The sequence below is a fragment of the Vibrio tarriae genome, from assembly GCF_002216685.1.
Classification (GTDB): Bacteria; Pseudomonadota; Gammaproteobacteria; order Enterobacterales; family Vibrionaceae; genus Vibrio; species Vibrio tarriae.
In genome coordinates, this window is record NZ_CP022353.1 from 308,769 (window position 1) to 335,299 (window position 26,531).

Consider the following 26,531-nt stretch of genomic DNA (forward strand, 5'->3'; position numbering starts at 1 on the left):
CTATGCCTCGTCAGTCGCCGCCGAACCTCGCGAAGTTAATTGCCCTCGATCTACTGACGGTAGGTCGGGTGCCCTTGCTGCTTTTAGTGCTGATTTTTAGCTGCGCTATGGGCGTGGTGTTTATGACTCACCATACCAGACAGGCGATCAGCGCTAAAGATCAAGCCTTTATGGAGCGTGAGCGGCTCGATAACGAATGGCGCAACCTGATTTTGGAAGAAACTGCTTTGGCTGAGCACAGCCGAGTACAACAATTAGCAAGAAAAGATCTGGAGATGAAACGTCCAGATTCAGACAAAGAAGTCGTGATCAACCTTAAATGAAGAAGAAAGCCCCAGCCAAAGCCTCCCGAGTTTCTCCCCGTGTTACCACGGCTGAGCCTGCACCTATCTTTATCCGCTGGCGTTTCTATCTGCTGCTGTTTTTTGTGCTAACGGCGTTCTGCGCTTTGGTTGCACGAGTGGCTTATATCCAAATTATTGAACCTGACAATCTGATTAAAGAAGGGGATTTGCGCTCAATTCGTGCCAAAACCTTGCAATCAGCGCGCGGCATTATTTCTGATCGTAATGGCGAAGCGTTAGCGGTGAGTGTGCCAGTCGAAGCGGTCTGGGCCGATCCTGTCGCTATTTATAAAGAAGGCGGTCTGGTTGAGAAAGATCGTTGGTATGCGCTCGCTGATGTGCTCGGATTGGATCGTCAGGAGATGATGAAAAAAATCGAGGATAACCGTTCGCGCCGCTTTATTTATCTGCAACGTCAGGTGAGCCCTGCGATGGCCAAATACATCCGTGAACTCAAATTAGCGGGGATTGGCCTAAAAGAAGAGTCACGCCGCTATTATCCAGCAGGTGAGGTGAGTGCCCACTTAGTCGGGGTGACCGGAATTGATGGCCACGGTCTTGAAGGGGTAGAGCGCAGCTTTGATAGCACCTTAACCGGTGAGTCAGGTAAAAGCGTGACGCGTAAAGATAAGTTTGGGCGAGTAGTGGAAAACATTGCCCTAGAAGAGCGTGAAGAAGGTAAGCCTATCCAGCTCACCATCGACCAGCGCTTACAAGCGATCGCTTTTCGTGCCGTGAAACAGGCGATGGCGGATTATCGTGCTACTTCTGCATCGGCAGTGATGTTGGATGTAAAAACCGGCGCGGTACTGGCGATGGTGAATGCGCCTTCTTATAACCCGAATAATCGCAATGACTGGCAAAGCTTTAAAATGCGTAACCGAGTGATCACCGATGCGTTTGAGCCCGGTTCAACGGTTAAGCCTTTTGTGGTTTTGGCGGCGCTCGCCAATGGTATCGCCGACAAAAACACCATCATAGATACCGGAGATGGCACCATGCAGATTGGCGGTAGCCGCGTGCGTGACACCTCCAAAGTTGGCAAAGCCGATCTCACGCTGATTTTGAAAAAGTCGAGCAACATTGGTGTGGCTAAATTAGCCTTAGAAATGCCGTTAGAGGCGTTATTGGGCATGTATAGCTCGGTGGGCTTGGGCGAAATGTCTGGCTTGGATTTGGTGGGCGAAACGATCGGTATTTTCCCGAATCGCCGCCGTTGGTCACAGTTTGAAATCGCCACCTTATCGTTTGGCTATGGTTTGGCGATTACGCCTATTCAGTTAGCTCACGCCTACGCGACCTTAGGCAACCATGGTAAATACCAACCTATTCATATTATTAAAGGTGATCAACATGGCGAGACGCGCCAAGTGGTTGATTCTAAATATGTCAATCAGGTGCTCGAAATGCTGGAAACGGTAACTCAGCCGGGCGGAACGGCAACGCGTGCGGCGGTACCGGGGTATCGTATTGCGGCCAAATCCGGTACGTCACGTAAAGCGATTGCGGGCGGTTATAGTGATGAATATTTTGCCTATACCGCAGGGGTGGCTCCGGTGAGCGACCCAAGAATTTCACTGGTGGTCATGGTCAATGAGCCGCAAGGCGACTCTTACTATGGCGGCGCAGTGGCCGGTCCGGTTTTCTCGGAAATCATGAAGGGCGCATTACAAATCCTCAACATTGCTCCTGATGAAAACCGCTTCCAAAACAAATAATAGTGTGAGACGGAACATGAACACGCATTCAGCGATCTCCGAACTGATCGCGCCATGGCTAGAGCTGACCGACCCTAAGTTGGCCGCGCTGGTCATTACTCATCTTGAACTGGATAGCCGCCTGATTAAATCGGGTGATACCTTTGTCGCTATTCAAGGCCATGCAGTGGATGGTCGCCAATTTATCGATAACGCCATTGCGCAAGGTGCCAATGTTGTGTTGGCAGAAGCCGATGCACAGCATATCAATGGGTGGGTTGAGTATCGTGCTGGTGTCCCCGTCATCTATTTGGCTGAACTTGGTCAACATCTGTCAGAGTTGGCTGGGCGTCTGTATGGCGGCCACCACAATCAACTGATTGGCGTGACGGGCACGAACGGTAAAACCACCATCACCCAGCTGATTGCTCAATGGCTCGAATTGCTCGGTCATAAAGCTGCCGTGATGGGCACCACGGGGAACGGTTTTTTAAATGCGCTTGAACCTGCGGCCAACACCACAGGTAATGCACTACAAATTCAGGCTACTTTACGTGATTTGGCCGAACGCGGCGCGCAATATACAGCGCTGGAAACCTCGTCTCATGGTTTAGTGCAAGGGCGCGTGAAAAAGCTCCATTTTGTGGCCGGTGTCTTTTCCAATTTGAGCCGTGACCATTTGGATTATCACGGAACGATGGAGGCTTACGCCGCCGCGAAATTCTCTCTATTTAGTGAGCATGCCTGCCAAAACGCGATTATTAATGTCGATGATGCGGTCGGCGCGCAATGGGTCAAACAATTGCCGCAGGCGATCGGGGTTTCCTTAGTGACGAAACCAAACACAGCGCAAGCCATCTGGGCGCGCGAAGTGGCATACGCTGAAAGCGGTATTACGCTGAACTTTGAGAGTTCGTGGGGAGAAGGCGAATTGCACGCACCACTGATTGGTGAGTTCAATGCCTGTAACTTGTTATTGGCATTGGCAACCTTGCTCAGCTTGGGTTTTGAGAAAAGTGCACTGCTCGCTACTGCGCCAAAGCTGCGTCCTGTCTTAGGACGGATGGAGCTGTTCCAACGTGAGCAAAAAGCCAAAATGGTGGTCGATTATGCGCACACGCCGGACGCTTTAGAAAAAGCACTGCGCGCGTTACGTGTGCATTGTGCGGGTCAGTTATGGGCGATTGTGGGGTGTGGCGGCGATCGTGATCGCGGTAAACGTCCGATGATGGCTGCGATTGCTGAGCAGTTTGCCGATCGCGTGATCCTGACCGATGACAACCCACGCAGTGAATCGCCGCAAGCGATTGTAGCGGATATGGTAGCTGGACTGACTCGCCCCGAGCGCGCTCATATCGAACACCACCGTTTCCAAGCCGCGAGTTATGCGCTTCAGCATGCAGGCGCACAAGACATCATCCTGCTCGCGGGTAAAGGACATGAAGATTATCAGGTGCTGGCCAACGAAACGATTCACTACTCGGATCGTGAAACCGCCCAACAGTTACTGGAGTTACAACCATGATTCGCGTAATGCTTTCCCAGCTCTGCTCAGTATTGAATGCTCGTTTAATTGGTGAGGATCGCGCGGTCAGTGCCGTATCGACGGACAGTCGTACTATTCCCGCCGAAGCGCTGTTTGTTGCCTTGGTCGGTGAACGTTTTGATGCGCACGATTTTGCCTCTCAAGCGGTAACCGGTGGCGCAGTGGCGCTGTTGGTTGAGCGAGAGCTCGATGCTCACTGTTCACAACTGGTTGTTGCCGATACCAAACAAGCCTTAGGCCAACTTGGCTCTTGGGTGCATGCACAGTGTCAAACGCCTACTGTCGCGATCACCGGAAGCTGTGGCAAAACCACGGTCAAAGAGATGGTGGCCAGCATTTTAAGCCAGAAAGGCCAAGTGCTTTACACGCAAGGAAACTTCAATAACGACATCGGCGTTCCGCTGACTCTGCTGCGCTCGACGGCCGAAGATGATTATGCCGTGATAGAATTGGGGGCGAATCATGTGGGTGAAATTGCCTACACCACCGCTTTGGTTAAGCCGGATGTCTCCCTAGTCAACAACGTAGCGGCAGCGCATTTAGAAGGTTTTGGCTCGATGGATGGCGTTAAACGCGCTAAAGGTGAAATCTATCAAGGGCTACAGGCGGGTGCCGTGGCGATTGTCAATTTAGACAGCAACGGTGGTGACTACTGGAAAGCAGTACTGGCGGACAAAACTGTGAAAACATTTTCCGCTACCGATCACAATGCTGACTTTTATCCACGCGATGTGCGGTTAAATGCGCTCGGTATAGCTAGCTTTACTTTGGTTACCCCGGTCGGCGAAGTGGATGTTGAGTTGGGCATCATGGGCCAACACAACGTGACCAATGCACTGGCTGCGGCGGCGTTATCACTGGAAATGGGCGCGAGCTTGGCAGAAATTGGTCAAGGTTTAGCGCATTTATCCAAAGTGAAAGGTCGAGTGGATATGGCACATTTGCGTGACGATATCACGCTTATTGATGACAGCTATAACGCTAGCGTGCCAGCCATGAAAGCGGCGGTGGAGCTGTTAGGCTGCTTTTCCGCTGTACGCTGGTTAATTTTGGGCAACATGGCGGAGTTGGGTGATGAAAGTCTTGCACTTCATCAGCAAGTCGGTGAACATGCTGCACCATTCGGTTTTGAGTTTGTCCTGACGTATGGCAAGGACGCAAAAGTGATCAGCGACCTTTGCCAAGGGCATCACTTTGCTACCCATCAGGACATGATGACATTTATTGAGCAGCACATAGAACAACAACAGGGTCGTACTCAAGTATTGTTGGTGAAAGGTGCCAACAGTGCAGGGATGAGTAAAATTGCCGCTGCTCTCAAGGAGAAATTTGCATGATTATTTGGCTTGCTGAACTGCTCCAGCCATATTTTTCGTTTTTCCGTCTGTTCGAATATCTCTCATTTCGCGCCATTGTCAGCATTCTGACTGCGCTTGGGATCTCGTTGTGGATGGGGCCACGCATGATTAAGCGCCTACAAATGCTGCAGATTGGGCAAGTAGTGCGTAATGAAGGGCCTGAATCTCACTTCAGTAAACGCGGTACTCCGACCATGGGTGGGGTGATGATCCTTGCCGCGATCACCATCACTGTACTGCTGTGGGCCGATCTGACTAACCCTTATGTTTGGGCTGTGCTTGCGGTACTGCTTGGTTACGGTGCGGTCGGTTTTGTCGATGATTACCGTAAAGTGGTGCACAAAAATACCGATGGCTTGATCGCGCGCTGGAAATACTTTTGGCAATCTGCGATTGCTTTAGTGGTTGCGTTTGCTCTGTATGCGCACGGCCAAGATACGGCGGCAACGCAGTTGGTGGTACCTTTCTTTAAAGATGTGATGCCACAGCTGGGCTTGATGTACATTGTGCTGACCTATTTCGTGATTGTTGGTACCAGTAATGCGGTGAACTTGACCGATGGTCTGGATGGCTTGGCGATCATGCCAACCGTATTGGTTGCAGCCGGATTTGCGGCGATTGCCTGGGCAACCGGTAACGTTAACTTCGCGAACTATCTGCATATCCCTTATATTCCTCACTCTTCTGAGTTGGTGGTTGTGTGTACCGCGATGGTCGGTGCAGGTTTAGGCTTTTTATGGTTTAACACCTATCCAGCCCAAGTATTTATGGGCGATGTTGGCGCGTTGGCGTTAGGTGGCGCGTTAGGTACGATTGCGGTACTAGTTCGCCAAGAATTTGTGTTGGTGATCATGGGCGGTGTATTCGTGATGGAAACCCTGTCAGTGATTTTGCAAGTTGGTTCTTACAAGCTGCGTGGACAACGTATCTTCCGTATGGCGCCGATTCACCATCACTACGAATTAAAAGGCTGGCCAGAACCACGTGTGATCGTGCGTTTTTGGATCATCTCTATCGTTTTAGTATTGATTGGCTTAGCGACACTCAAAGTTCGTTAAGTGGATTAAGGATGTCAATTTCAATGGACCGTTGGCAAGGCATACAGCATGTGGTCGTCGTAGGGCTCGGGATTACCGGGCTCTCTGTCGTTAATTATCTGCGAAAATATCATCCGTCGGTAATCGTGCAGGTTATCGATACGCGCGAAGCACCACCGGGGCAAGAGCAGCTTTCGTCGGACGTTGCACTGCATCGTGGCGGTTGGAATATTGAGTGGTTACTCAATGCCGATTTGGTGGTCACCAACCCAGGTATTGCGTTGGCGACGCCGGAAATCCAACAAGTGCTGGCTGCTGAAATTCCTGTTGTCGGTGATATTGAGCTCTTTGCATGGCATGTGGATACACCCGTTATTGCGATCACTGGCTCGAACGGCAAAAGCACCGTCACTGATTTAAGTGGTGTGTTAGCCAATGCTGCTGGTGTGAAGGCCGCGGTAGGCGGCAATATTGGGGTTCCGGCACTGGATCTGATTTCTCCAGACGTTGAACTGTATGTGCTTGAGCTATCAAGCTTCCAATTAGAAACCACCTCTAGCCTAAAACTGAAAGCGGCTGCGTTTCTCAATCTTTCTGAAGATCATATGGATCGTTATCAGGGGATGGAGGATTACCGCCAAGCCAAACTGCGCATTTTCGATCATGCCGAAACCGCAGTGGTGAATGCCGATGATACTCAAACTTTTCCTGACCACGCTGCGCATCTACAAGTGGTGACGTTTGGTGTCGAGCAAGCGGCACAATTTAGCCTTGCTCAACATCAAGGCCGCGAATACCTTTTTGCGCGCGATGAGGCCGTCATGGCGTGTGCTGAGCTGAGTTTAGTTGGCCGTCATAACGTGGCAAACGTGCTTACCGTGTTAGCTTTGCTGGATTCAGCCGGAGTAAACTTCCGTTTGGCTTTGGATGCACTCAAGTCTTACACGGGTTTGACACACCGCTGCCAAGTGGTTGCCGATAATCACGGCATCAAGTGGGTCAATGATTCTAAGGCGACCAACGTTGCGAGTACGCTGGCTGCGCTGTCGGGATTAAAAATCGAAGGCCAGCTCTATTTGTTGGTTGGTGGCGTAGGTAAAGGGGCGGATTTCACGCCGCTCGCCCCCGTATTGGCGAAATTGCCTGTGCAATTGTGCTGCTTTGGTGTGGACGGCCATCAATTTATGCCACTGCACCCTTCGGCTCGGTTTTATGACTCGATGGAGAGCATAATTCGCTCAATTCGCCCGCAATTAAAAAGTGGGGATATGGTGCTGCTCTCTCCCGCTTGTGCGAGCTTTGATCAGTTCAAAAACTTTATGGCGCGTGGGGATATTTTTGCCCAACTCGCTCGGCAATATGCATAAGCGTTAGGTAAGTCACTTGTTTTTATCCGGATCTTTCAGAAAACTGAGCCACTGGTTGAGAACCTCCTCACCAGAGGCGCTGTTTGACCGTCAATTGGTCTGGATTGCTTTTGGCTTGATGCTGATTGGTTTGGTGATGGTGACATCAGCCTCATTTCCCATCAGTTCTCGCCTAACCGATCAACCGTTTCACTTTATGTTTCGTCACGCCATCTTTCTGCTGTTGGCTTTTCTCACCTCAAGCATGGTGTTACAAGTCCCTCTAGATCGTTGGATGAAATACAGCTCGTTACTACTCGGCATCTCCTTTTTCTTATTGATTGTCGTACTGGTCGTGGGCAAATCGGTCAACGGTGCATCACGTTGGATCCCGCTCGGTCTTTTTAACCTTCAGCCAGCGGAAGTGGCTAAGCTGTCACTGTTTATCTTTATGTCTGGCTATCTGGTGCGCAAGCATGATGAAGTACGGCAGACTTTCTTTGGTGGCTTTTTAAAACCTATCATGGTGTTTGGTACACTCGCGGTGTTGCTGCTCGGTCAGCCGGACTTAGGTACTGTGATCGTAATGCTGGTGACACTGTTCGGCATGCTGTTTATTGCCGGCGCGAAACTCTCTCAGTTTTTGGCCTTGATGGTGGCAGGAGTGTTAGCGGTGGTCGCGCTGATTGTCGCTGAACCTTATCGTGTACGCCGTGTGACCTCGTTTTTAGATCCGTGGGAAGATCCCTTTGGTAGCGGTTACCAGCTGACTCAATCCTTGATGGCGTTTGGCCGCGGTGAGTGGTTTGGGCAAGGATTAGGCAATTCGATTCAAAAACTCGAATATTTGCCTGAAGCGCATACTGACTTTGTATTCGCCGTCTTGGCCGAAGAGCTTGGCTTTATCGGCGTGGTATTAGTGCTGGTGCTGATTTTCAGTTTGGTACTGAAAGCGATTTTTATCGGCAAAAAAGCCTTTCAACATGATCAGCAGTTTGGCGGCTACCTCGCGTTTGGCATCGGTATTTGGTTTGCGTTTCAGACCTTAGTGAACGTCGGTGCGGCAGCGGGTATGGTGCCCACCAAAGGCTTGACCTTACCACTCATCAGTTACGGCGGTTCCAGTTTAATTATTATGTCAGTGGCGGTGTCGATTTTACTGCGCATCGATCATGAATGCCGTTTAGCGGATCGCCACGCACCAGAAGAAATCACAGTTGATGAACAAGAATAAAAAATTAATGGTGATGGCCGGAGGAACCGGCGGTCACGTATTTCCCGGTTTGGCTGTCGCCAAACAACTACAGCAACAGGGCTGGCAAATTCGTTGGTTGGGAACGGCTGACCGAATGGAGGCGGAATTGGTTCCTAAGCACGGCATTGAGATTGACTTTATTCAAGTCAAAGGGCTGCGCGGCCAAGGGCTGATGCGCTTACTCAAAGCACCTTTCCAAATCGTGAACGCGATTTTACAAGCGCGCCGCCATTTGCTGGCTTATCAGCCGGATGCAGTACTCGGCATGGGCGGTTATGTGAGCGGACCCGGCGGGATTGCCGCTTGGTTACTGGGTATTCCAGTTGTGTTGCATGAACAAAATGCGGTTGCTGGGCTGACTAACCAATGGCTGGCTAAAATTGCACGGCGTGTATTTCAAGCCTTCCCCGGAGCATTTGCTGACGCGCCTGTGGTGGGTAACCCAGTACGTCAAGATGTGGTACAACTTGCCGCGCCAGAGCAGCGTTTTGCCACGCGTAACGGTGCCATTCGAATTTTAGTCATGGGTGGCAGCCAAGGTGCCCGCATCCTAAACCAAACCTTGCCAGCGGTGATGGCGGAATTAGGTGAGGGGTATGAAATCCGTCATCAAGTCGGTAAAAACAGCCAACAAGACGTGGCTGAGGCTTATGCTGCTGCTGGAGTGGAAAGCGCGCAAGTCACCGAATTTATTGATGATGTGGCAGATGCATACGCTTGGGCGGATCTGCTTATCTGTCGCTCAGGCGCATTGACCGTCTCAGAGGTCTCAGCGGCGGGCGTTGGGGCGATTTTTATCCCTTTCATGCACAAAGATCGCCAGCAAGCACTCAACGCTGATCATTTAGTGGCTTGTGGAGCCGCCAAAATGATTGAGCAGCCCGAATTGAGTGTGGAAAAGCTGACCCAGATGGTGCGCGAACTCGATAGAGAACAATTATTGTCCATGGCACAGAAGGCGCGCCAAGCCGCCAAATTAGATGCTGACAAGGTGGTGGCGCAAGCGATCATCGCCATTACCGAATAACGAGAACAGAATTATGACGATTAAACATACCCAAGACCTCGCCCAAATTCGCGCTATGGTGCCAGAGATGCGCCGTGTGAAAGCGATCCACTTTATTGGTATTGGCGGGGCGGGGATGAGCGGGATTGCGGAAGTGCTGCTCAATGAAGGCTATCAAATTTCAGGCTCCGATCTGGCCGCGAATGCGGTCACTGACCGTTTAGCTGACAAAGGCGCGACCATTTTTATTGGTCATGAAGCGCACAATGTTGCTCACGCAAGCGTGGTTGTGGTCTCGACGGCTATTAATGAACAAAACCCTGAAATCCAAGCGGCGCGTGAAAAACGCATCCCGATTGTTCGTCGTGCTGAGATGTTGGCAGAGCTGATGCGTTTTCGCCACGGTATTGCGGTCGCGGGAACTCACGGTAAAACCACCACGACGGCACTCGTCACTCAGATTTATTCTGAAGCAGGATTGGATCCGACCTTTGTGAATGGTGGTTTGGTGAAAAGTGCTGGCACCAACGCCCGTTTGGGTTCTAGCCGCATTTTGATCGCCGAAGCGGATGAAAGTGATGCTTCATTCTTGCATCTGCAACCTATGGTCACCATTGTCACCAATATCGAAGCCGATCATATGGATACTTACGGCGGCGATTTTGAAAACCTCAAACAGACCTTTATCGATTTTCTGCACAACCTACCTTTTTATGGCCAAGCGATTTTGTGTATTGATGATCCAGTGATTCGTGAGCTTATTCCGCGTGTTAGCCGCCAAGTGATCACTTATGGATTCTCAGAAGATGCCGACGTGCGCATTGAAAATTACCGCCAGAATGGTCAGCAGGGCCAATTTACCGTGGTACGTAAAGGCAAAGCGAATTTGGATATCACGCTCAATATCCCCGGCCGTCACAATGCGCTGAATGCCGCTGCGGCTATTGCTGTGGCTACCGAGGACGATATTCGCGATGAAGCGATTTTACGCGCGATGGCCAATACGCAAGGCACAGGTCGCCGTTTTGACCATCTTGGAAAGTTTGAAACCGGGAATGGCGTCGCTATGCTGGTGGATGATTACGGTCACCACCCCACTGAAGTTGACGTGACGATTAAAGCGGCGCGTAATGGCTGGGCAGAAAAACGCTTAGTGATGATTTTCCAGCCGCATCGTTACACGCGAACTCGTGATTTGTATGATGATTTTGCCAACGTACTTGAGCAAGTTGATGTACTGATCATGCTCGATGTCTATGCTGCTGGTGAAAAGCCTATCGCAGGTGCTGATGGGCGATCTTTGTGTCGAACTATCCGCAGCCGAGGCAAAATCGATCCGATTTTTGTTCCGGATAGCCAAACCTTACCTTCGGTGCTTGCCAATATCTTGCAGGATGGTGACTTGGTACTGACGCAAGGCGCGGGAGATGTCGGGAAAGTAGCAAGGCATTTAGCCGCGCTTGAACTCAATATCGGGCGTATGCAACAGATTTAAAACAGCCTAAAGGTTGTCTCATTGGTGAATTCCTTGGTATCAAGCCCAGATTTCTGATGTTGGGTATTTGATACTTTGGGTCACCTCAGTATAATCCGGAGGTTAAAGTCATTGCTTTAACCCTCTATGACGCTACGAAATAGGGAATCAAATTGCCAGTCGATAACAGGATCACCGGGCTTTGATCAACAAGGTACTTTTAGAAGGCCAGAGAATCACCCGCTCACCACAAGTTAAACAACATGCCTGTGGTGCGAGTTTTTTTCTGGTGGTGCTATTGCTGATAGGTGGTTTGCTGTATTCGACGATCAGTTGGATGTGGGACGAACAACGTCTGCCTCTCTCTAAACTCGTTTTACAGGGTGACTTACATTATGTTTCCGCTCTCGATGTTCAGCGGGTATTAGCACGCTTAGATCATATCGGGACATTTATGTCCCAAGATATTAATGTTCTGCAAGAGAGTGTGCAGTCGATCCCGTGGGTTTCCCATGCATCGATAAGAAAACAGTGGCCAGATACGATTAAAGTCTATTTAACCGAATATCAGGTTGAAGCTCTGTGGAATGCGAATGCGTTATTAGATAAAAATGGCACGGTATTTTATGGCGATATTGCACGAGTAAATGGTGAATACGTCAAATTATATGGGCCAGATGGCACTGCGCCACAAGTATTAAAAGCATGGCGAGATTACAACCCGAAATTTGCTCAGCTAGGTTTAAATATCTCTTCATTAGTATTAAATGATCGACGAGCTTGGCAAATTATTCTCGACAATGGTATTCGTCTGGAATTGGGGAAAGAGTCATTAGAAGAACGAATATCGCGCTTCTTTTTGCTCTATAAACAATTAGGTAATAAAGCTGAACAAGTCAGCTATATCGACCTCAGGTATGATACTGGAGCCGCGGTGGGTTGGTTCCCTGAACAAGAGTTAACACAAGAGAAAAACGATGACTAAGACTGTCGATGACAACATTATTGTTGGTCTGGACATAGGCACTGCCACCGTCTCCGCTCTCGTGGGTGAAATACTCCCTGATGGTCAAATCAATATTATTGGTGCTGGCAGTAGCCCATCTCGCGGGATGGATAAAGGCGGCGTGAACGACCTTGAATCGGTAGTAAAATCGGTCCAACGGGCGATTGATCAAGCGGAGATGATGGCTGAATGTAAAATCAGCCATGTATTCCTTTCTATTTCCGGACGGCACATTGCCAGCCGTATAGAGAAAGGAATGGGGACGATTTCAGATGAAGAAGTCTCCCAAGAAGATATGGATCGCGCGATCCATACAGCAAAATCGATCAAAATTGGTGAAGAACAGCGTATCCTGCATGTTATTCCACAGGAGTTCACCATAGATTATCAGGAAGGCATCAAGAATCCGCTGGGTTTATCCGGGGTTCGCATGGAAGTGAGTGTGCACCTGATCACTTGCCATAATGATATGGCAAGAAACATTATTAAAGCGGTTGAACGCTGCGGTTTAAAAGTTGAACAATTGGTGTATTCCGGTTTGGCGGCGAGCAACTCAGTGATTACGGAAGACGAGCGCGAGCTTGGTGTCTGTGTGGTTGATATTGGTGCTGGCACCATGGATATCGCCATTTGGACCGGCGGAGCTCTGCGTCATACCGAAGTATTTTCTTACGCAGGCAACGCGGTAACCAGTGACATCGCGTTTGCTTTTGGTACGCCAGTCAGTGATGCGGAAGAAATTAAAGTAAAATATGGTTGCGCACTGAGTGAATTGGTCAGCAAAGACGACACGGTCAATGTACCGAGTGTCGGCGGCCGTCCATCAAGAAGTTTGCAACGACAAACCTTGTCGGAAGTGATTGAGCCTCGCTACACTGAATTAATGGGACTAGTCAATCAAACCGTGGATTCGGTGCAAGAATCCCTACGCAAAGAAGGCATCAAACACCATTTGGCTGCCGGCGTTGTGTTGACAGGGGGCGCAGCACAAATAGAAGGTTTAGTGGCATGCGCAGAACGCGTATTCCGCAATCAAGTTAGGGTGGGTAAACCGCTGGAAGTGAGTGGCCTTACCGACTATGTAAAAGAGCCGTATCATTCTACGGCAGTGGGATTGCTTCATTACGCAAGAGATAGTCAAATCAGCGACGATACTGAATATCAGGAACCTAAACGACCCTCTATGACAGGTTGGATAGGTCGCTTGCGCAACTGGATACAAAAAGAGTTTTAACCTGAGAGACAGGAAAAACGGAGATAACACATGTTTGAACCGATGATGGAAATGTCTGACGATGCGGTAATCAAAGTCGTTGGAGTGGGTGGCGGCGGCGGTAACGCGGTTGAACACATGGTGCGTGAATCCATCGAGGGTGTGGAATTCATGAGTATCAATACTGATGCTCAGGCACTGCGCAAAACGAGCGTTGGTACTGTTATTCAGATTGGTGGCAATATCACCAAAGGTCTAGGTGCAGGTGCGAATCCACAAGTGGGTCGTGATGCAGCACTAGAAGATAAAGAACGCATTAAAGAATTCCTAACTGGTGCCGATATGGTATTTATCGCAGCAGGTATGGGTGGCGGTACAGGAACCGGAGCTGCACCAGTGATTGCCGAAGTGGCAAAAGAGCTGGGCATTTTAACGGTTGCTGTAGTAACCAAACCTTTCAGCTTTGAAGGCAAAAAGCGTTTGGCTTTTGCTGAGCAGGGAATTGAAGAGCTATCTAAGCACGTTGATTCACTGATCACGATTCCAAACGAAAAACTACTCAAAGTGTTGGGTCGTGGTATCACGTTACTGGAAGCCTTTGCGAGCGCGAACAACGTACTTAAAAATGCAGTGCAAGGCATCGCTGAACTGATTACTCGCCCAGGCATGATTAACGTCGACTTTGCGGACGTACGCACTGTGATGTCGGAAATGGGTCACGCCATGATGGGTAGTGGTGTTGCAAGAGGTGAAGACCGCGCGGAAGAAGCTGCTGAAATGGCAATTTCTAGCCCGCTGCTGGAAGACATCGATCTTGCTGGTGCACGTGGTGTTCTGGTGAATATTACTGCCGGCCTAGATATGCGACTGGATGAATTCGAAACTGTCGGTAATACTGTTAAGGCGTTTGCCTCTGACAATGCAACTGTGGTTATCGGTACTTCGTTAGACCCTGATATGGCAGACGAAATCCGCGTAACTGTCGTGGCAACCGGTATCGGTAACGAGAAAAAGCCAGATATCACTCTCGTTGCAGGTGGCAAATCTAAAGTTGCACCTGTATCGGCTCCGGTGACTTCTCGCGTGGAAGAGAAAGCGGCACAGCCTTTGCATGAAAGAGTTGAAGTGAAAACTCAACCAGCAGCAGCGCCATCGCACTCTTCGGCAAGTCAGAGTGTCGCGCCAAAGCCAGAAAAAGAGAGCGGATATCTTGATATTCCGGCTTTCCTGAGACGTCAAGCTGACTAAAATATCAGCGTAATTTGACAGTGTTCAGAATTCTGGTAGGATGTCGGTCGGTGTTGTGCCGGCCGTTCATTGTGGCTAAATAAATCGAGGCAACTAGATGATCAGACAACGTACTCTGAAAGAAATAGTGAAAACAACTGGGGTGGGCTTACACTCTGGTCGTAAAGTTACGCTGACTCTTCGCCCGGCCGCAGCCAATACGGGGATTATTTATCGTCGTACTGACGTCAACCCACCGGTTGATTTTCCTGCCGATCCAGCTTCTGTGCGTGACACCATGCTTTGTACCGCTTTGGTCAATGATCAAGGTGTACGAATCTCTACCGTAGAGCATCTTAATGCTGCTTTAGCAGGGATGGGGATCGACAACGCGATTATCGAAGTGGACGCCCCAGAAATTCCAATTATGGATGGCAGTGCGAGTCCTTTTGTTTACTTGCTGCAACAAGCGGGTATTCAAACACTCAATGCACCAAAACGCTTCATCCGTATCAAGAAACCTGTACGCATTGAAGATGGCGATAAGTGGGCTGAATTTGTTCCATTTAACGGCTTCCGTATGGATTTCGAAATTGAGTTCAACCACCCAGCGATTGATGGCGATGACCAACGCCTCGTGTTTGATTTCTCTTCACAAGGCTTTGTGAAAGAAATCTCTCGTGCGCGTACCTTTGGTTTTATGCGTGATATCGAATATCTGCAATCACAAAACCTCTGCTTAGGTGGTAGCTTTGATTGCGCGATCGTGCTGGATGATTACCGTATCCTGAATGAAGAAGGACTGCGTTTCGATAACGAGTTTGTGACTCATAAAGTGCTGGATGCGATTGGTGATCTCTACATGGCTGGTCATGCGATTGTTGGTGAGTTCCGTGCCTACAAATCAGGCCACGGCTTGAACAACCAACTGCTGCGTGCGGTATTGGCCGATCAAGAAGCATGGGAATGGGCAACCTTCGAAGAAGAAGTGGGTTCACCTGTTGCTTTTGCTGAGCCGAACATGGTTCTCGCGTAAGCCATTCAGAAAGAACAATCACAATAAAGCCAGACTGATGTCTGGCTTTATTTTTTCTTTTAAATTCAATGATATTTAAACGCTTGTTCGGTGAGTGTAACCTGTTCAATCGTCTTTCTGATTTGCTTTCGCTAAACGCGCTAAGCTCTGTAAGCGTTTTTTGACTTTATCAGAAGCTTGATCGGCAATCGCGAGCAGCACATGAGCGGCATGTTCAGAGAGCGGTGGGCGAGGATTTGCCGCCCGAGCATCCTCAGAGGTGATTTTGCTTTGCCGATACAACTCAGGATTGACTCGCACTTCGATACTGATCAAATGGCCAAACCCGTTTTGCCTAAGCTGAGTCAAAATATGTAAACGCTCATAATCGACTTTCATTTTGAGCGCTGCGCTGGCTGCTTCAAGCACCAAATTTCCACCGCGCACATTGGCGGCGCGCACTTGGGTTTTTAAGCCTTTGGGCAGGATTTCTTGTAATTGGCGATTAATAAGCAAAATCGCTTTTGCATGCTCTTGGATCTGCTTGAGTTTGGATGCCTGAATCAACTCATCGGTAGCGGTAGGGCGGTGATCACGCATCGGATTCTCCTTTGGCTGGTGTGACGCTATTCTAACGCGCTTCTTGGCGCACCGAAACGTACATCTTAGTTTGCTGAGATGAATTAAAAAGCGCGAGAAACCTTGTAAACATTGGGCTTAGTGCACAAAACCGCAAGCTCGTATTCAACAAATCATAGAGAACCTTGGTTGTTGAGACAAAAATTCCTTAAACTAGGCAGCACTTAATTAACTGCGTGCCTTGAAAATAAACGCTGACATCACAATATCTCACACAGATGACTTATCTCAGTATCCTTAGTTGAAAATAGGTAGAGACTAAAGACATTCCAAGGTCGATAGACAGCGATTTAGCACAGAGAGATTCACAACAAATGATAACTAAGCTACTGACAAAGGTGATTGGCAGTCGCAATGACCGCACACTGCGCCGTTTACGCAAGATTGTAAAAGAGATTAATAACTACGAACCCGCCTTTGAAGCCCTCTCCGATGAAGAGCTAAAAGCCAAAACTGTCGAGTTCCGTCAACGCATTGAACAGGGCGAAAACCTTGATCAACTGTTGCCAGAAGCTTTTGCCACCGTGCGCGAAGCTTCTAAGCGTGTGTTCGGCATGCGCCATTTTGATGTACAGCTGATTGGCGGTATGGTGCTGCATGGCGGTCAAATCGCTGAGATGCGTACGGGTGAAGGTAAAACATTAACCGCAACGCTGGCTGCTTACCTGAATGCCCTACCTGGCAAAGGCGTACACATTGTTACGGTCAACGACTACTTGGCCAAACGTGACGCAGAAACCAACCGACCACTCTTCGAATTCTTAGGTATGACCGTGGGCGTGAATATTCCCAACATGCCGCAGCCTGCTAAAAAAGAGGCTTACCAAGCCGACATCCTGTACGGCACCAACAACGAATTTGGTTTTGACTACCTGCGCGATAACATGGCGTTTCGCCCTGAAGATCGCGTGCAACGTTCTCGCTTCTTTGCTGTGGTCGATGAAGTGGACTCGATCTTAATCGATGAAGCACGTACCCCGCTGATTATCTCAGGTCCTGCGGAAGACAGTTCTGATCTCTACATCCGTATCAACAAGTTGATCCCGCTGCTGCAAAAGCAAGATAAAGAAGATTCGGAAGAGTACCGCGGTGACGGTCACTTCACTGTGGATGAAAAATCTAAACAGGTGCACCTGACCGAAACGGGTCAAGAGTTCGTCGAAGAGCTGCTAGTGAAAAACGGCATGATGCAAGAGGGGGATACGCTTTACTCTCCCGCTAACATTAGCTTGCTGCACCACGTTAACGCGGCATTGCGTGCGCATGTTCTATTTGAAAAGAACGTCGATTACATCGTGACACCCGATGGTGAAGTGGTGATCGTTGATGAACATACCGGTCGTACTATGCCGGGTCGTCGTTGGTCTGATGGTCTGCACCAAGCAGTAGAAGCGAAAGAAGGGGTGAAGATCCAGAACGAAAACCAAACTCTGGCTTCGATCACTTTCCAAAACTACTTCCGTCTGTATGAAAAGCTGTCTGGTATGACGGGTACCGCTGATACCGAAGCGTTTGAATTCCAACAAATCTACGGTTTGGAAACGGTCGTTATTCCAACCAACAAGCCGATGGTGCGTAACGATATGCCGGATGTGGTGTATCGCTCCGAAGCGGAAAAGTTTGCCGCGATCATTGAAGATATCAAACAGCGCGTTGAGAAAGGTCAACCTGTGTTGGTGGGTACGGTTTCGATTGAGAAATCAGAACTGCTCTCCAATGCACTGAAAAAAGCAGGCATCAAGCACAATGTTCTGAACGCGAAGTTCCATGAAAAAGAAGCGGAAATTGTTGCTGAAGCGGGTAAACCTGGCGCAGTCACCATCGCAACTAACATGGCGGGTCGTGGTACGGACATCGTATTGGGTGGCAGCTGGCAAGCCAAAGTGGAGAAGCTGGACAACCCAACTCAAGATCAAATTGATGCGATTAAAGCTGAGTGGAAGCAAGTGCATGATCAAGTGTTGCAAGCGGGCGGCCTACACATCATTGGTACTGAGCGTCACGAATCTCGTCGTATCGATAACCAGCTACGTGGTCGTTCTGGTCGTCAAGGTGATGCGGGTTCATCGCGTTTCTATCTCTCAATGGAAGATACCTTACTGCGTATTTTCACCTCTGATCGTATGGCGGCATTGATCCAAAGCGGTATGGATGAAGGCGAAGCGATTGAGTCAAAAATGCTCTCTCGCTCGATTGAAAAAGCGCAGCGTAAAGTAGAAGGCCGTAACTTCGACATTCGTAAACAGTTGCTGGAATACGATGACGTAGCGAACGATCAGCGTAAAGTCGTTTACGAATTGCGTGATGAACTGATGAGCGCAGACGATATCAGCGACATGATCGCGCAAAACCGTGAAGATGTGCTGAATGCGGTGATGGATGAGTACATTCCGCCACAATCTCTAGAAGACATGTGGGATATCAAAGAGTTGGAAGATCGTCTGAAAAACGATTTCGATCTGCCACTGCCGATCCAATCTTGGTTAGATGCTGACAACAAGCTGTATGAAGAAGCGCTACGTGAGCGCATCATCGAGCAAGCGGTTGAGGTTTATAAAGCCAAAGAGCAAGCGGTTAGCCCTGCGGTGATGCGTAACTTTGAAAAATCTGTGATGCTGCAAACGCTAGATACACTGTGGAAAGAGCATCTGGCAGCGATGGATCACTTGCGTCAAGGTATTCATCTACGTGGTTACGCACAGAAAAACCCGAAACAAGAGTACAAGCGCGAGTCGTTTGAACTGTTTGAAGATCTGCTTGAGTCACTCAAATCGGATGTGATCACTGTCTTGTCCAAAGTCCGTGTCCAGCAGCAAGAAGAAGTGGAGCGTATGGAAGCTCAACGCCGCGCGCAAGCTGAAGAGGCGGCGCGTCATGCACAAGCGCAACACGCGAGTGCTGATGATGCTGAGCAAGACGAGTCGAACCAGCCTATGGTGCGTGATGAACGCAAAGTGGGTCGTAACGAACCTTGTCCATGCGGTAGCGGTAAAAAATACAAACAGTGTCACGGGCAAATTAACTAAGCCAGTTTCACCTTATTAAATAAAAGAGTCGCTAAGGCGACTCTTTTTATACCCAAACAACTTGAAGTTACAGCCAACACCGCTGCGGCTTTGAGTAGGAAGGGTATACAACTGAAATTCACGTCAGCCAGAAATACAGGAGTCGCCCCTTGAAACGCATCCATATTGTTGCAGGGATCATCTTCAACTCAGATCAGAGCGAAATTTTCATCACCAAACGTCCCGACCATCTGCATAAAGGCGGTTTTTGGGAGTTCCCCGGTGGTAAGGTGGAAGCAGGAGAAAGCCGAGAGCAAGCCATGGTTCGTGAGCTTGAAGAAGAGATCGGCATTACCGTGACGGAGCAACAAGCTTTCCAACATTTTGATTTCGACTATACGGAGAAATCGCTGAGCTTCGATTTTATGCTCGTGACGGCTTTTGATGGTCAACCTCATGGCCGTGAAGGCCAGCAAGGCGGTTGGGTGAAAATTGCCGATTTGGCCAATTACTGTTTCCCTGAAGCGAATGAACCTGTACTCCAGCAAGTGATTGCTCAATTTGGTTAAGTGGTTTTTTCCTCGCTTGGCCAAGTCGTGAGGCTAGCCAGAGTGGAAGATAGTTGGTAGTTTAAGTCTACAAATTGGAACTGCCTCAAGGCAGTGGAGAATGGAGACAGCAAGATGGTTAGAATTGCGATTGCGGGTGCCGCAGGACGTATGGGACGCAATCTGGTAAAAGCAACACACCAGAATCCGCTTTCCGAATTGGGCGCGGGCTCTGAGCGTCCAGAATCCTCATTAGTGGGCGTTGATATTGGTGAGCTGTGTGGTATCGGTAAACAAGGTATTGTTTTAGTCGATAACCTAGAGCAAGCCGTTGAACAGTTTGATGTGATTATTGATTTCACTGCGCCTGCCAGCACCTTAGCTAACTTAGCCTTGTGTGAGCAGCATGGTAAAAAACTGGTGATTGGTACAACGGGCTTTACCGATGCTCAGCGCCAAACCATTGAACAAGCAGCAAAGAAGATCCCGATTGTCATGGCGCCCAACTACAGCGTTGGTGTTAACTTGGTGTTTAAACTGCTGGAAAAAGCCGCCAAAGTGATGGGTGACTACTGTGATATCGAAATCATTGAAGCTCATCATCGCCATAAAGTCGATGCGCCTTCGGGTACCGCGATTGGCATGGGCGAAGCGATTGCCCATGCGATGGGTAATCAACTGAGTGATGTGGCGGTGTACGCGCGAGAAGGGATCACCGGTGAACGTTCACGCAATGAAATTGGGTTTGCCACGATTCGTGCGGGAGACATCATTGGTGAGCATACCGCCATGTTTGCCGATATTGGTGAGCGAGTGGAGATCACCCACAAAGCCACTGACCGAATGACGTTTGCCAATGGTGCAGTCAAAGCCGCCATTTGGCTCGCGGAGCAACCCGCCGGTTTCTACACCATGACCGATGTGCTCGGATTGAATGACCTCTAAATACATAATTATGCGCCAGCGAACTGCTGGCGTTTTTTTTATCCTTAAAACTTGATTAAAAATCTTCTCATCCATTTTCAGCGAAAGCTAAGCTTGTTTTGTTGTTATTTTGTCTTCTTGGTGTGAGTTTTGTGGTTTTGGCTCTGTTTTTGGATAAAAACTTGTCCTGTTAACGATTGCTTTGTGTATGGTTGTTTTTTTGCCACCTATTTCCATTTTTAAAATGTTCTTTCTCACCGAGTGGGGGATGAATAGACAGGAATGACTGAGTAAAGATGTTTTTTTGATGGTTTTGATGAATAAATTCATCAGACTCTCGTAAAGATAAATTAAATTTTTAAGCTTGTGTTGACAGTCTCCGATCACATCCCTAGAATATCGCCAATTTGTCTATAGCATCCTAATGCATGAACTCGTGGCTAGTAGGAAGACGAGTTTGCAAAATAATTTATTTTTGATGCATTTTTATTCTGGAGGTTGTCTTGAGTAAATCAGCACTGTTAGTCCTAGAAGATGGGACGGTGTTCCGCGGAGTGTCCATCGGGGCAGATGGTATTTCCGTTGGTGAAGTCGTTTTTAATACCTCGATGACGGGGTACCAAGAAATCCTCACTGATCCTTCTTATTCCCAGCAAATCGTTACTCTTACTTATCCTCACATTGGCAATACCGGAACTAACTCCGAAGACGAAGAATCCACCGCGATTCATGCTCAAGGCCTTGTGATTCGCGATCTCCCTCTTATCGCTTCTAACTTCCGCAGTGAACAATCCCTCTCTGATTATCTCAAGTCACAAAACATTGTCGGTATTGCTGACATTGATACCCGTAAACTGACTCGTATCTTGCGTGAGAAAGGCGCACAGAACGGCTGCATCATGGCGGGCGATAATCTGGATGAAGCATTAGCACTGGCGAAAGCGAAAGAGTTTCCGGGCCTGAAAGGCATGGATCTCGCGAAAGTGGTTTCCACCAAAGAAGCGTATGCGTGGAAACAAGGTTCATGGACGCTAGAAGGCGGCCTACCTGAAGCGAAAGCGGACAGCGAACTGCCTTACCATGTTGTGGCTTACGATTTTGGTGCGAAGCGTAACATCCTACGTATGTTGGTGGATCGTGGTTGCCGCTTAACTGTGGTGCCAGCGCAAACCTCTGCAGAAGACGTGCTCGCCCTTAATCCAGACGGTGTGTTTCTATCCAATGGCCCAGGCGACCCAGAGCCATGTACTTATGCGATTGAAGCCACACGCGTTTTCCTTGAGAAAAACATTCCTGTTTTTGGGATCTGTCTAGGTCACCAAATTCTGGCACTCGCCTCCGGCGCGAAAACAGTAAAAATGAAGTTCGGTCACCATGGTGCAAACCATCCAGTGAAAGATTTGGATCGCGGTGTGGTGATGATCACCTCGCAAAACCACGGTTTTGCAGCCGATGAAGCGACTCTGCCTGACAACCTGCGTGCAACCCACAAATCGCTGTTTGATGGTTCACTGCAAGGGATTCATCGTACCGACAAGCCAGCGTTTAGCTTCCAAGGTCACCCAGAAGCAAGCCCAGGTCCACACGATGCAGCACCGCTGTTTGACCACTTTATTGAACTGATTAAACAATTCCGCGCTTAATTTGGAGTAGTAGATAATGCCAAAACGTACTGACATTCAAAGCATCCTTATCCTTGGTGCGGGTCCAATTGTTATCGGTCAGGCTTGTGAGTTTGACTACTCAGGCGCGCAAGCGTGTAAAGCCCTGCGCGAAGAGGGTTACCGCGTTATTCTGGTCAACTCAAACCCAGCGACCATCATGACTGACCCAGAAATGGCCGATGCGACTTACATCGAGCCCATCCACTGGGAAGTGGTGCGTAAGATCATCGAAAAAGAGCGTCCAGATGCGATTTTGCCCACCATGGGCGGCCAGACTGCGCTGAACTGTGCGCTGGCACTGGAAAAACATGGCGTATTGGCTGAGTTTGGCGTTGAGATGATCGGCGCAACCGCTGATGCGATTGATAAAGCGGAAGACCGCTCACGCTTTGATAAAGCGATGAAATCGATCGGCCTAGAGTGTCCTCGCGCTGATACCGCAAAAAGCATGGAAGAAGCGTACAAAGTCCTCGATATGGTCGGCTTCCCATGTATCATCCGTCCTTCTTTCACCATGGGCGGCAGCGGCGGCGGTATCGCTTACAACCGTGAAGAGTTTGAAGAAATCTGTACTCGCGGTCTGGATCTTTCACCGACCAATGAACTGCTGATCGATGAATCACTGATTGGTTGGAAAGAGTACGAGATGGAAGTGGTGCGTGATAAGAACGATAACTGCATCATCGTCTGTGCGATTGAAAACTTTGACCCAATGGGCATCCACACCGGTGACTCGATCACGGTCGCTCCAGCACAAACCCTGACGGACAAAGAATACCAAATCATGCGTAACGCCTCTTTGGCGGTACTGCGTGAAATCGGCGTAGAAACCGGCGGTTCAAACGTTCAGTTTGGTATCAACCCGAAAGATGGTCGCATGGTGATCATCGAGATGAACCCACGTGTATCGCGCTCTTCGGCGCTGGCTTCTAAAGCCACAGGTTTCCCAATTGCGAAAGTGGCGGCCAAACTGGCGGTGGGTTTCACTCTCGATGAGTTGATGAACGACATCACAGGCGGCGCAACGCCAGCTTCGTTCGAACCGACCATCGACTACGTAGTGACTAAGATCCCTCGTTTCAACTTCGAAAAATTCGCCGGTGCCAATGACCGTCTGACCACACAAATGAAGTCAGTGGGTGAAGTGATGGCGATTGGTCGTAACCAACAAGAATCACTGCAAAAAGCACTGCGTGGCTTGGAAGTGGGTGCGGCTGGTCTGGATGAGAAAGTGGATCTGGATGCGCCAGACGCTCTGACCAAAATTCGTTATGAGCTGAAAGAAGCAGGCGCAGAGCGTATTTGGTACATCGCTGACGCATTCCGTGCTGGTATGTCAGTTGATGGGGTATTTAACCTGACCAACATTGATCGCTGGTTCCTAGTGCAAATCGAAGAACTGGTGAAGCTTGAAGCCGAAGTGAAAGCCGGTGGTTTTGCGGGCCTGAACCAAGACGTACTGCGTAAGATGAAGCGCAAAGGCTTCTCTGATGCGCGTCTGTCCAAACTGCTCGGCGTGAGTGAAAACGAAATCCGTCGCCTGCGTGACCAATACAACATCCACCCAGTGTATAAGCGTGTGGATACCTGCGCGGCAGAATTTAAGTCAGACACGGCTTACATGTACTCCACGTATGATGAAGAGTGTGAAGCCAATCCGACTGACAAAGACAAGATCATGGTGCTGGGTGGTGGTCCAAACCGTATCGGTCAAGGTATCGAGTTTGACTACTGCTGTGTACACGCCGCGCTTGCCCTGCGTGAAGATGGTTACGAAACCATCATGGTTAACTGTAACCCAGAAACCGTATCAACCGATTACGACACCTCAGATCGCCTCTACTTTGAGCCTGTGACTCTGGAAGACGTGCTGGCTATCGTGCGTGTTGAGAAGCCAAAAGGCGTGATCGTGCAGTACGGCGGTCAAACACCACTGAAACTGGCGCGCGCGCTGGAAGCGGCGGGTGTACCTGTGATTGGTACCAGCCCAGATGCGATTGACCGCGCTGAAGACCGTGAACGTTTCCAACAAGCGGTACAGCGTTTAGGCCTCAAACAGCCAGACAACGCAACTGTAACAGCTATCGAGCAAGCGATTGAAAAATCGCGTGAAATCGGTTTCCCACTCGTGGTTCGTCCCTCTTATGTTCTGGGTGGCCGTGCGATGGAGATTGTGTACGATGAGCAAGATCTGCGTCGTTACTTCAACGAAGCGGTGAGCGTGTCGAATGAATCACCAGTCCTGTTGGATCGCTTCCTCGATGATGCAACCGAAGTGGACGTGGATGCGATTTGTGACGGTGAACGCGTGGTGATTGGCGGCATCATGGAGCACATTGAACAAGCGGGTGTTCACTCAGGTGACTCCGCCTGTTCTCTGCCGGCTTACACCTTGAGCCAAGAAATCCAAGACAAGATGCGTGAGCAAGTTGAGAAGTTGGCATTTGAACTCGGTGTTCGCGGCCTGATGAACATTCAGTTTGCGGTCAAAGACAACGAAGTTTACCTGATTGAAGTAAACCCACGTGCCGCGCGTACTGTGCCGTTTGTTTCTAAAGCAACCGGTGCTCCGCTGGCGAAAATCGCGGCGCGTGTGATGGTTGGACAAACTCTGGAGCAACAAGGCTTCACCAAAGAGATCATTCCACCTTACTACTCAGTTAAAGAAGTGGTTCTGCCGTTCAACAAGTTCCCGGGGGTTGACCCACTGCTTGGCCCTGAAATGCGCTCAACCGGTGAAGTGATGGGTGTGGGTGCCACGTTTGCTGAAGCCTATGCTAAAGCAGAGTTGGGCTGTGGCTCGGTTTACCCTGAAGGTGGTCGTGCGCTACTTTCGGTGCGTGAAGGTGACAAACAGCGTGTGGTGGATCTGGCTTCTAAGCTAGTGAAACTCGGTTACCAGTTGGATGCGACTCACGGTACTGCGGTGATTCTGGGCGAAGCGGGCATCAACCCACGTCTGGTTAACAAAGTGCATGAAGGTCGTCCACACATTCTGGATCGCATCAAAAACCACGAGTACACCTACATTGTGAACACGGCTTCTGGCCGCCAAGCAATTGAAGACTCAAAAGTACTGCGCCGTGGTGCATTGGCTCACAAAGTGAACTACACCACCACACTGAATGCCGCCTTTGCAACTTGTATGTCACACACGGCAGATGCCAAAGCATCCGTCACTTCAGTACAAGAGCTGCATGCGCGTGTAAAAGCGAACCAAGCTTAATTGGTATTACAACAAGAGAGGCTCAAGGCCTCTCTGACAACCTCTTTGCCCGCTCGTCAGCGGGCTTTTTTATGCACGGATTTTGGGGTTCAGTTTGATGTAGCGTCTGTGGCTGCCAATATCGCGGCAGTGTCGAGTTTGCCATCCTTATCAACCAAAACCAGACGTCGATGATCACTTGAGAGTTTGACCCATTTGATCTGCTCGATTTCTGGCTGACGCCAATTCAGGATAAACAGTGATGCATTCTCATCTTGCTCAAAGCCGCGCTCGGTATTGAGTTCCCCAAGCGTTACCTGCCCATCAACAGACATCCGATAGCCATCACCGTGACCAATGATCTCCAAGCTGACGGATTTACCATCCACCACACCATGGTAGGTCACACCATCGAAGGCATCGTAGGCAATATCATCCATGCTGTGATCACAACTTTGCGTTGCCTGCTGGTAAGCACCTCCCGCATCTAAACAGCGATCTTGAGCGATAAACTCCCGTCCCCAAAATTGATAAAGCATGCCGATGGAGACAAGGCCAACGCCTAGCAAAGCCGCGATGCTCTTTTTACTCATGAATATTTCTCTGTCGTTATGTGGTGAAAATCGCCATGCATCATAGTTGGGTTTTATTGGTTAACCAAAGCTATTTGCGATGTAAATAAAAGGGTAGAGGAGTTTTCTTCGAGAAGAATGGTGAGGGGGGATAGTGAGAGGGGAATACTACTTTTGCCCCATTTCGTGTTATGGCTGATGTTCGCAACATTTTCAGAAGCTACTTTTGGGTTCAATTTATTTAATGCCTTTAATGTAAAGTTAAGTACACAAAAATTAGTGGCGTTTTAAGTAAAGGCAGCAGTAGAAGCTCGATCCTTGAGCGTACAGCCAACCAATACAAAAGTGTTGCTCACTGATCGTTTTAAAACCTTACGAAAGTGGTTACAGGTCAAAAAAGCCCAAAACTAATAACTCCTTCCCTGTCAGTGAGTACACATGAGCTTCATT

At 49.2% G+C, this 26,531-nt stretch carries 21 protein-coding genes; 18 read left to right on the top strand and 3 right to left on the bottom strand.

Annotation, left to right across the window (positions count from 1 at the left end; all coding sequences use genetic code 11):
• Positions 1–2: 2 nt before the first annotated feature.
• The 13 genes from ftsL (at position 3) to lpxC (ending at position 15,545) form a co-directional block, all read left to right on the top strand.
• Entirely contained in the window at positions 3–323 is a 321-nt protein-coding gene (gene ftsL, locus CEQ48_RS06990; protein WP_001137975.1) for a cell division protein FtsL, read from the top strand.
• Positions 320–2,062, top strand: coding sequence for a penicillin-binding transpeptidase domain-containing protein (locus CEQ48_RS06995; protein ID WP_069648320.1), 1,743 nt, complete (start codon positions 320–322; stop codon positions 2,060–2,062). The genes ftsL and CEQ48_RS06995 overlap by 4 nt, the downstream gene beginning before the upstream one ends.
• A 16-nt stretch (positions 2,063–2,078) precedes the next feature.
• Positions 2,079–3,566: a UDP-N-acetylmuramoyl-L-alanyl-D-glutamate--2,6-diaminopimelate ligase gene (gene murE / locus CEQ48_RS07000; protein ID WP_198301223.1), complete on the top strand. Its 1,488-nt coding sequence runs from the start codon at positions 2,079–2,081 to the stop codon at positions 3,564–3,566.
• Complete coding sequence (locus tag CEQ48_RS07005; protein WP_089070745.1) at positions 3,563–4,924, top strand: UDP-N-acetylmuramoyl-tripeptide--D-alanyl-D-alanine ligase; 1,362 nt, start codon at positions 3,563–3,565, stop codon at positions 4,922–4,924. Before murE ends, CEQ48_RS07005 begins: the two co-directional genes overlap by 4 nt.
• Complete coding sequence (gene mraY / locus CEQ48_RS07010) at positions 4,921–6,003, top strand: phospho-N-acetylmuramoyl-pentapeptide-transferase (RefSeq protein ID WP_089070746.1); 1,083 nt, start codon at positions 4,921–4,923, stop codon at positions 6,001–6,003. Before CEQ48_RS07005 ends, mraY begins: the two co-directional genes overlap by 4 nt.
• A gap of 23 nt (positions 6,004–6,026) precedes the next feature.
• Positions 6,027–7,349, top strand: coding sequence for a UDP-N-acetylmuramoyl-L-alanine--D-glutamate ligase (gene murD, locus CEQ48_RS07015; RefSeq protein ID WP_198301288.1), 1,323 nt, complete (start codon positions 6,027–6,029; stop codon positions 7,347–7,349).
• Positions 7,350–7,365: 16 nt separating this feature from the next.
• On the top strand, positions 7,366–8,562 hold the full coding sequence (ftsW, locus tag CEQ48_RS07020; protein ID WP_089070748.1) for a cell division protein FtsW: 1,197 nt from the start codon (positions 7,366–7,368) through the stop codon (positions 8,560–8,562).
• Positions 8,549–9,610: an undecaprenyldiphospho-muramoylpentapeptide beta-N-acetylglucosaminyltransferase gene (murG, locus tag CEQ48_RS07025; RefSeq protein WP_089070749.1), complete on the top strand. Its 1,062-nt coding sequence runs from the start codon at positions 8,549–8,551 to the stop codon at positions 9,608–9,610. Before ftsW ends, murG begins: the two co-directional genes overlap by 14 nt.
• Before the next feature lie 13 nt (positions 9,611–9,623).
• Positions 9,624–11,084 (top strand): UDP-N-acetylmuramate--L-alanine ligase, encoded by a 1,461-nt coding sequence (gene murC, locus CEQ48_RS07030; protein WP_089070750.1) that lies wholly within the window; start codon positions 9,624–9,626, stop codon positions 11,082–11,084.
• A gap of 181 nt (positions 11,085–11,265) precedes the next feature.
• A complete protein-coding gene (locus CEQ48_RS07035) occupies positions 11,266–12,048 on the top strand; it encodes a cell division protein FtsQ/DivIB (protein WP_000608980.1) in 783 nt (260 codons plus the stop codon).
• The gene (gene ftsA, locus CEQ48_RS07040; RefSeq protein WP_089070751.1) at positions 12,041–13,303 is read left to right on the top strand and encodes a cell division protein FtsA; all 1,263 of its coding nucleotides are present in this window, start codon (positions 12,041–12,043) and stop codon (positions 13,301–13,303) included. Before CEQ48_RS07035 ends, ftsA begins: the two co-directional genes overlap by 8 nt.
• A 30-nt stretch (positions 13,304–13,333) precedes the next feature.
• Complete coding sequence (ftsZ, locus tag CEQ48_RS07045; protein ID WP_000462806.1) at positions 13,334–14,530, top strand: cell division protein FtsZ; 1,197 nt, start codon at positions 13,334–13,336, stop codon at positions 14,528–14,530.
• A 97-nt stretch (positions 14,531–14,627) separates the two neighbouring features.
• On the top strand, positions 14,628–15,545 hold the full coding sequence (gene lpxC, locus CEQ48_RS07050) for a UDP-3-O-acyl-N-acetylglucosamine deacetylase (RefSeq protein ID WP_000621097.1): 918 nt from the start codon (positions 14,628–14,630) through the stop codon (positions 15,543–15,545).
• Positions 15,546–15,650: 105 nt separating this feature from the next.
• Here lpxC and CEQ48_RS07055 read toward each other — a convergent pair whose 3' ends face one another.
• Positions 15,651–16,124 carry a DUF721 domain-containing protein gene (locus CEQ48_RS07055; protein ID WP_001204648.1) on the bottom strand — a complete coding sequence of 158 codons (474 nt, stop codon included), beginning with the start codon at positions 16,122–16,124 and terminating at the stop codon, positions 15,651–15,653.
• Between the two features lie 353 nt (positions 16,125–16,477).
• Between CEQ48_RS07055 and secA the strand changes: the two genes are divergently transcribed.
• The 3 genes from secA (at position 16,478) to dapB (ending at position 20,661) form a co-directional block, all read left to right on the top strand.
• The gene (gene secA / locus CEQ48_RS07060) at positions 16,478–19,189 is read left to right on the top strand and encodes a preprotein translocase subunit SecA (RefSeq protein ID WP_089070752.1); all 2,712 of its coding nucleotides are present in this window, start codon (positions 16,478–16,480) and stop codon (positions 19,187–19,189) included.
• A 149-nt stretch (positions 19,190–19,338) separates the two neighbouring features.
• A complete protein-coding gene (gene mutT / locus CEQ48_RS07065) occupies positions 19,339–19,737 on the top strand; it encodes an 8-oxo-dGTP diphosphatase MutT (RefSeq protein ID WP_089070753.1) in 399 nt (132 codons plus the stop codon).
• Between the two features lie 114 nt (positions 19,738–19,851).
• On the top strand, positions 19,852–20,661 hold the full coding sequence (dapB, locus tag CEQ48_RS07070) for a 4-hydroxy-tetrahydrodipicolinate reductase (RefSeq protein WP_000251590.1): 810 nt from the start codon (positions 19,852–19,854) through the stop codon (positions 20,659–20,661).
• An 87-nt stretch (positions 20,662–20,748) separates the two neighbouring features.
• Here the strand turns inward: dapB and CEQ48_RS07075 are convergent, their stop codons facing one another.
• On the bottom strand, positions 20,749–20,877 hold the full coding sequence (locus CEQ48_RS07075; protein ID WP_089072357.1) for a 1-deoxy-D-xylulose 5-phosphate reductoisomerase: 129 nt from the start codon (positions 20,875–20,877) through the stop codon (positions 20,749–20,751).
• A 266-nt stretch (positions 20,878–21,143) separates the two neighbouring features.
• Between CEQ48_RS07075 and carA the strand changes: the two genes are divergently transcribed.
• Both carA and carB read left to right on the top strand, forming a co-directional pair.
• Positions 21,144–22,283: a glutamine-hydrolyzing carbamoyl-phosphate synthase small subunit gene (carA, locus tag CEQ48_RS07080; RefSeq protein ID WP_000045131.1), complete on the top strand. Its 1,140-nt coding sequence runs from the start codon at positions 21,144–21,146 to the stop codon at positions 22,281–22,283.
• A gap of 16 nt (positions 22,284–22,299) precedes the next feature.
• Positions 22,300–25,530, top strand: coding sequence for a carbamoyl-phosphate synthase large subunit (carB, locus tag CEQ48_RS07085; protein WP_001126441.1), 3,231 nt, complete (start codon positions 22,300–22,302; stop codon positions 25,528–25,530).
• 89 nt (positions 25,531–25,619) lie between these two features.
• On the opposite strand, the gene CEQ48_RS07090 is transcribed toward carB, so the two are convergent.
• Positions 25,620–26,102, bottom strand: a complete 483-nt coding sequence (locus CEQ48_RS07090) for a hypothetical protein (protein WP_089070754.1) — start codon at positions 26,100–26,102, stop codon at positions 25,620–25,622.
• Positions 26,103–26,531: the final 429 nt, after the last annotated feature.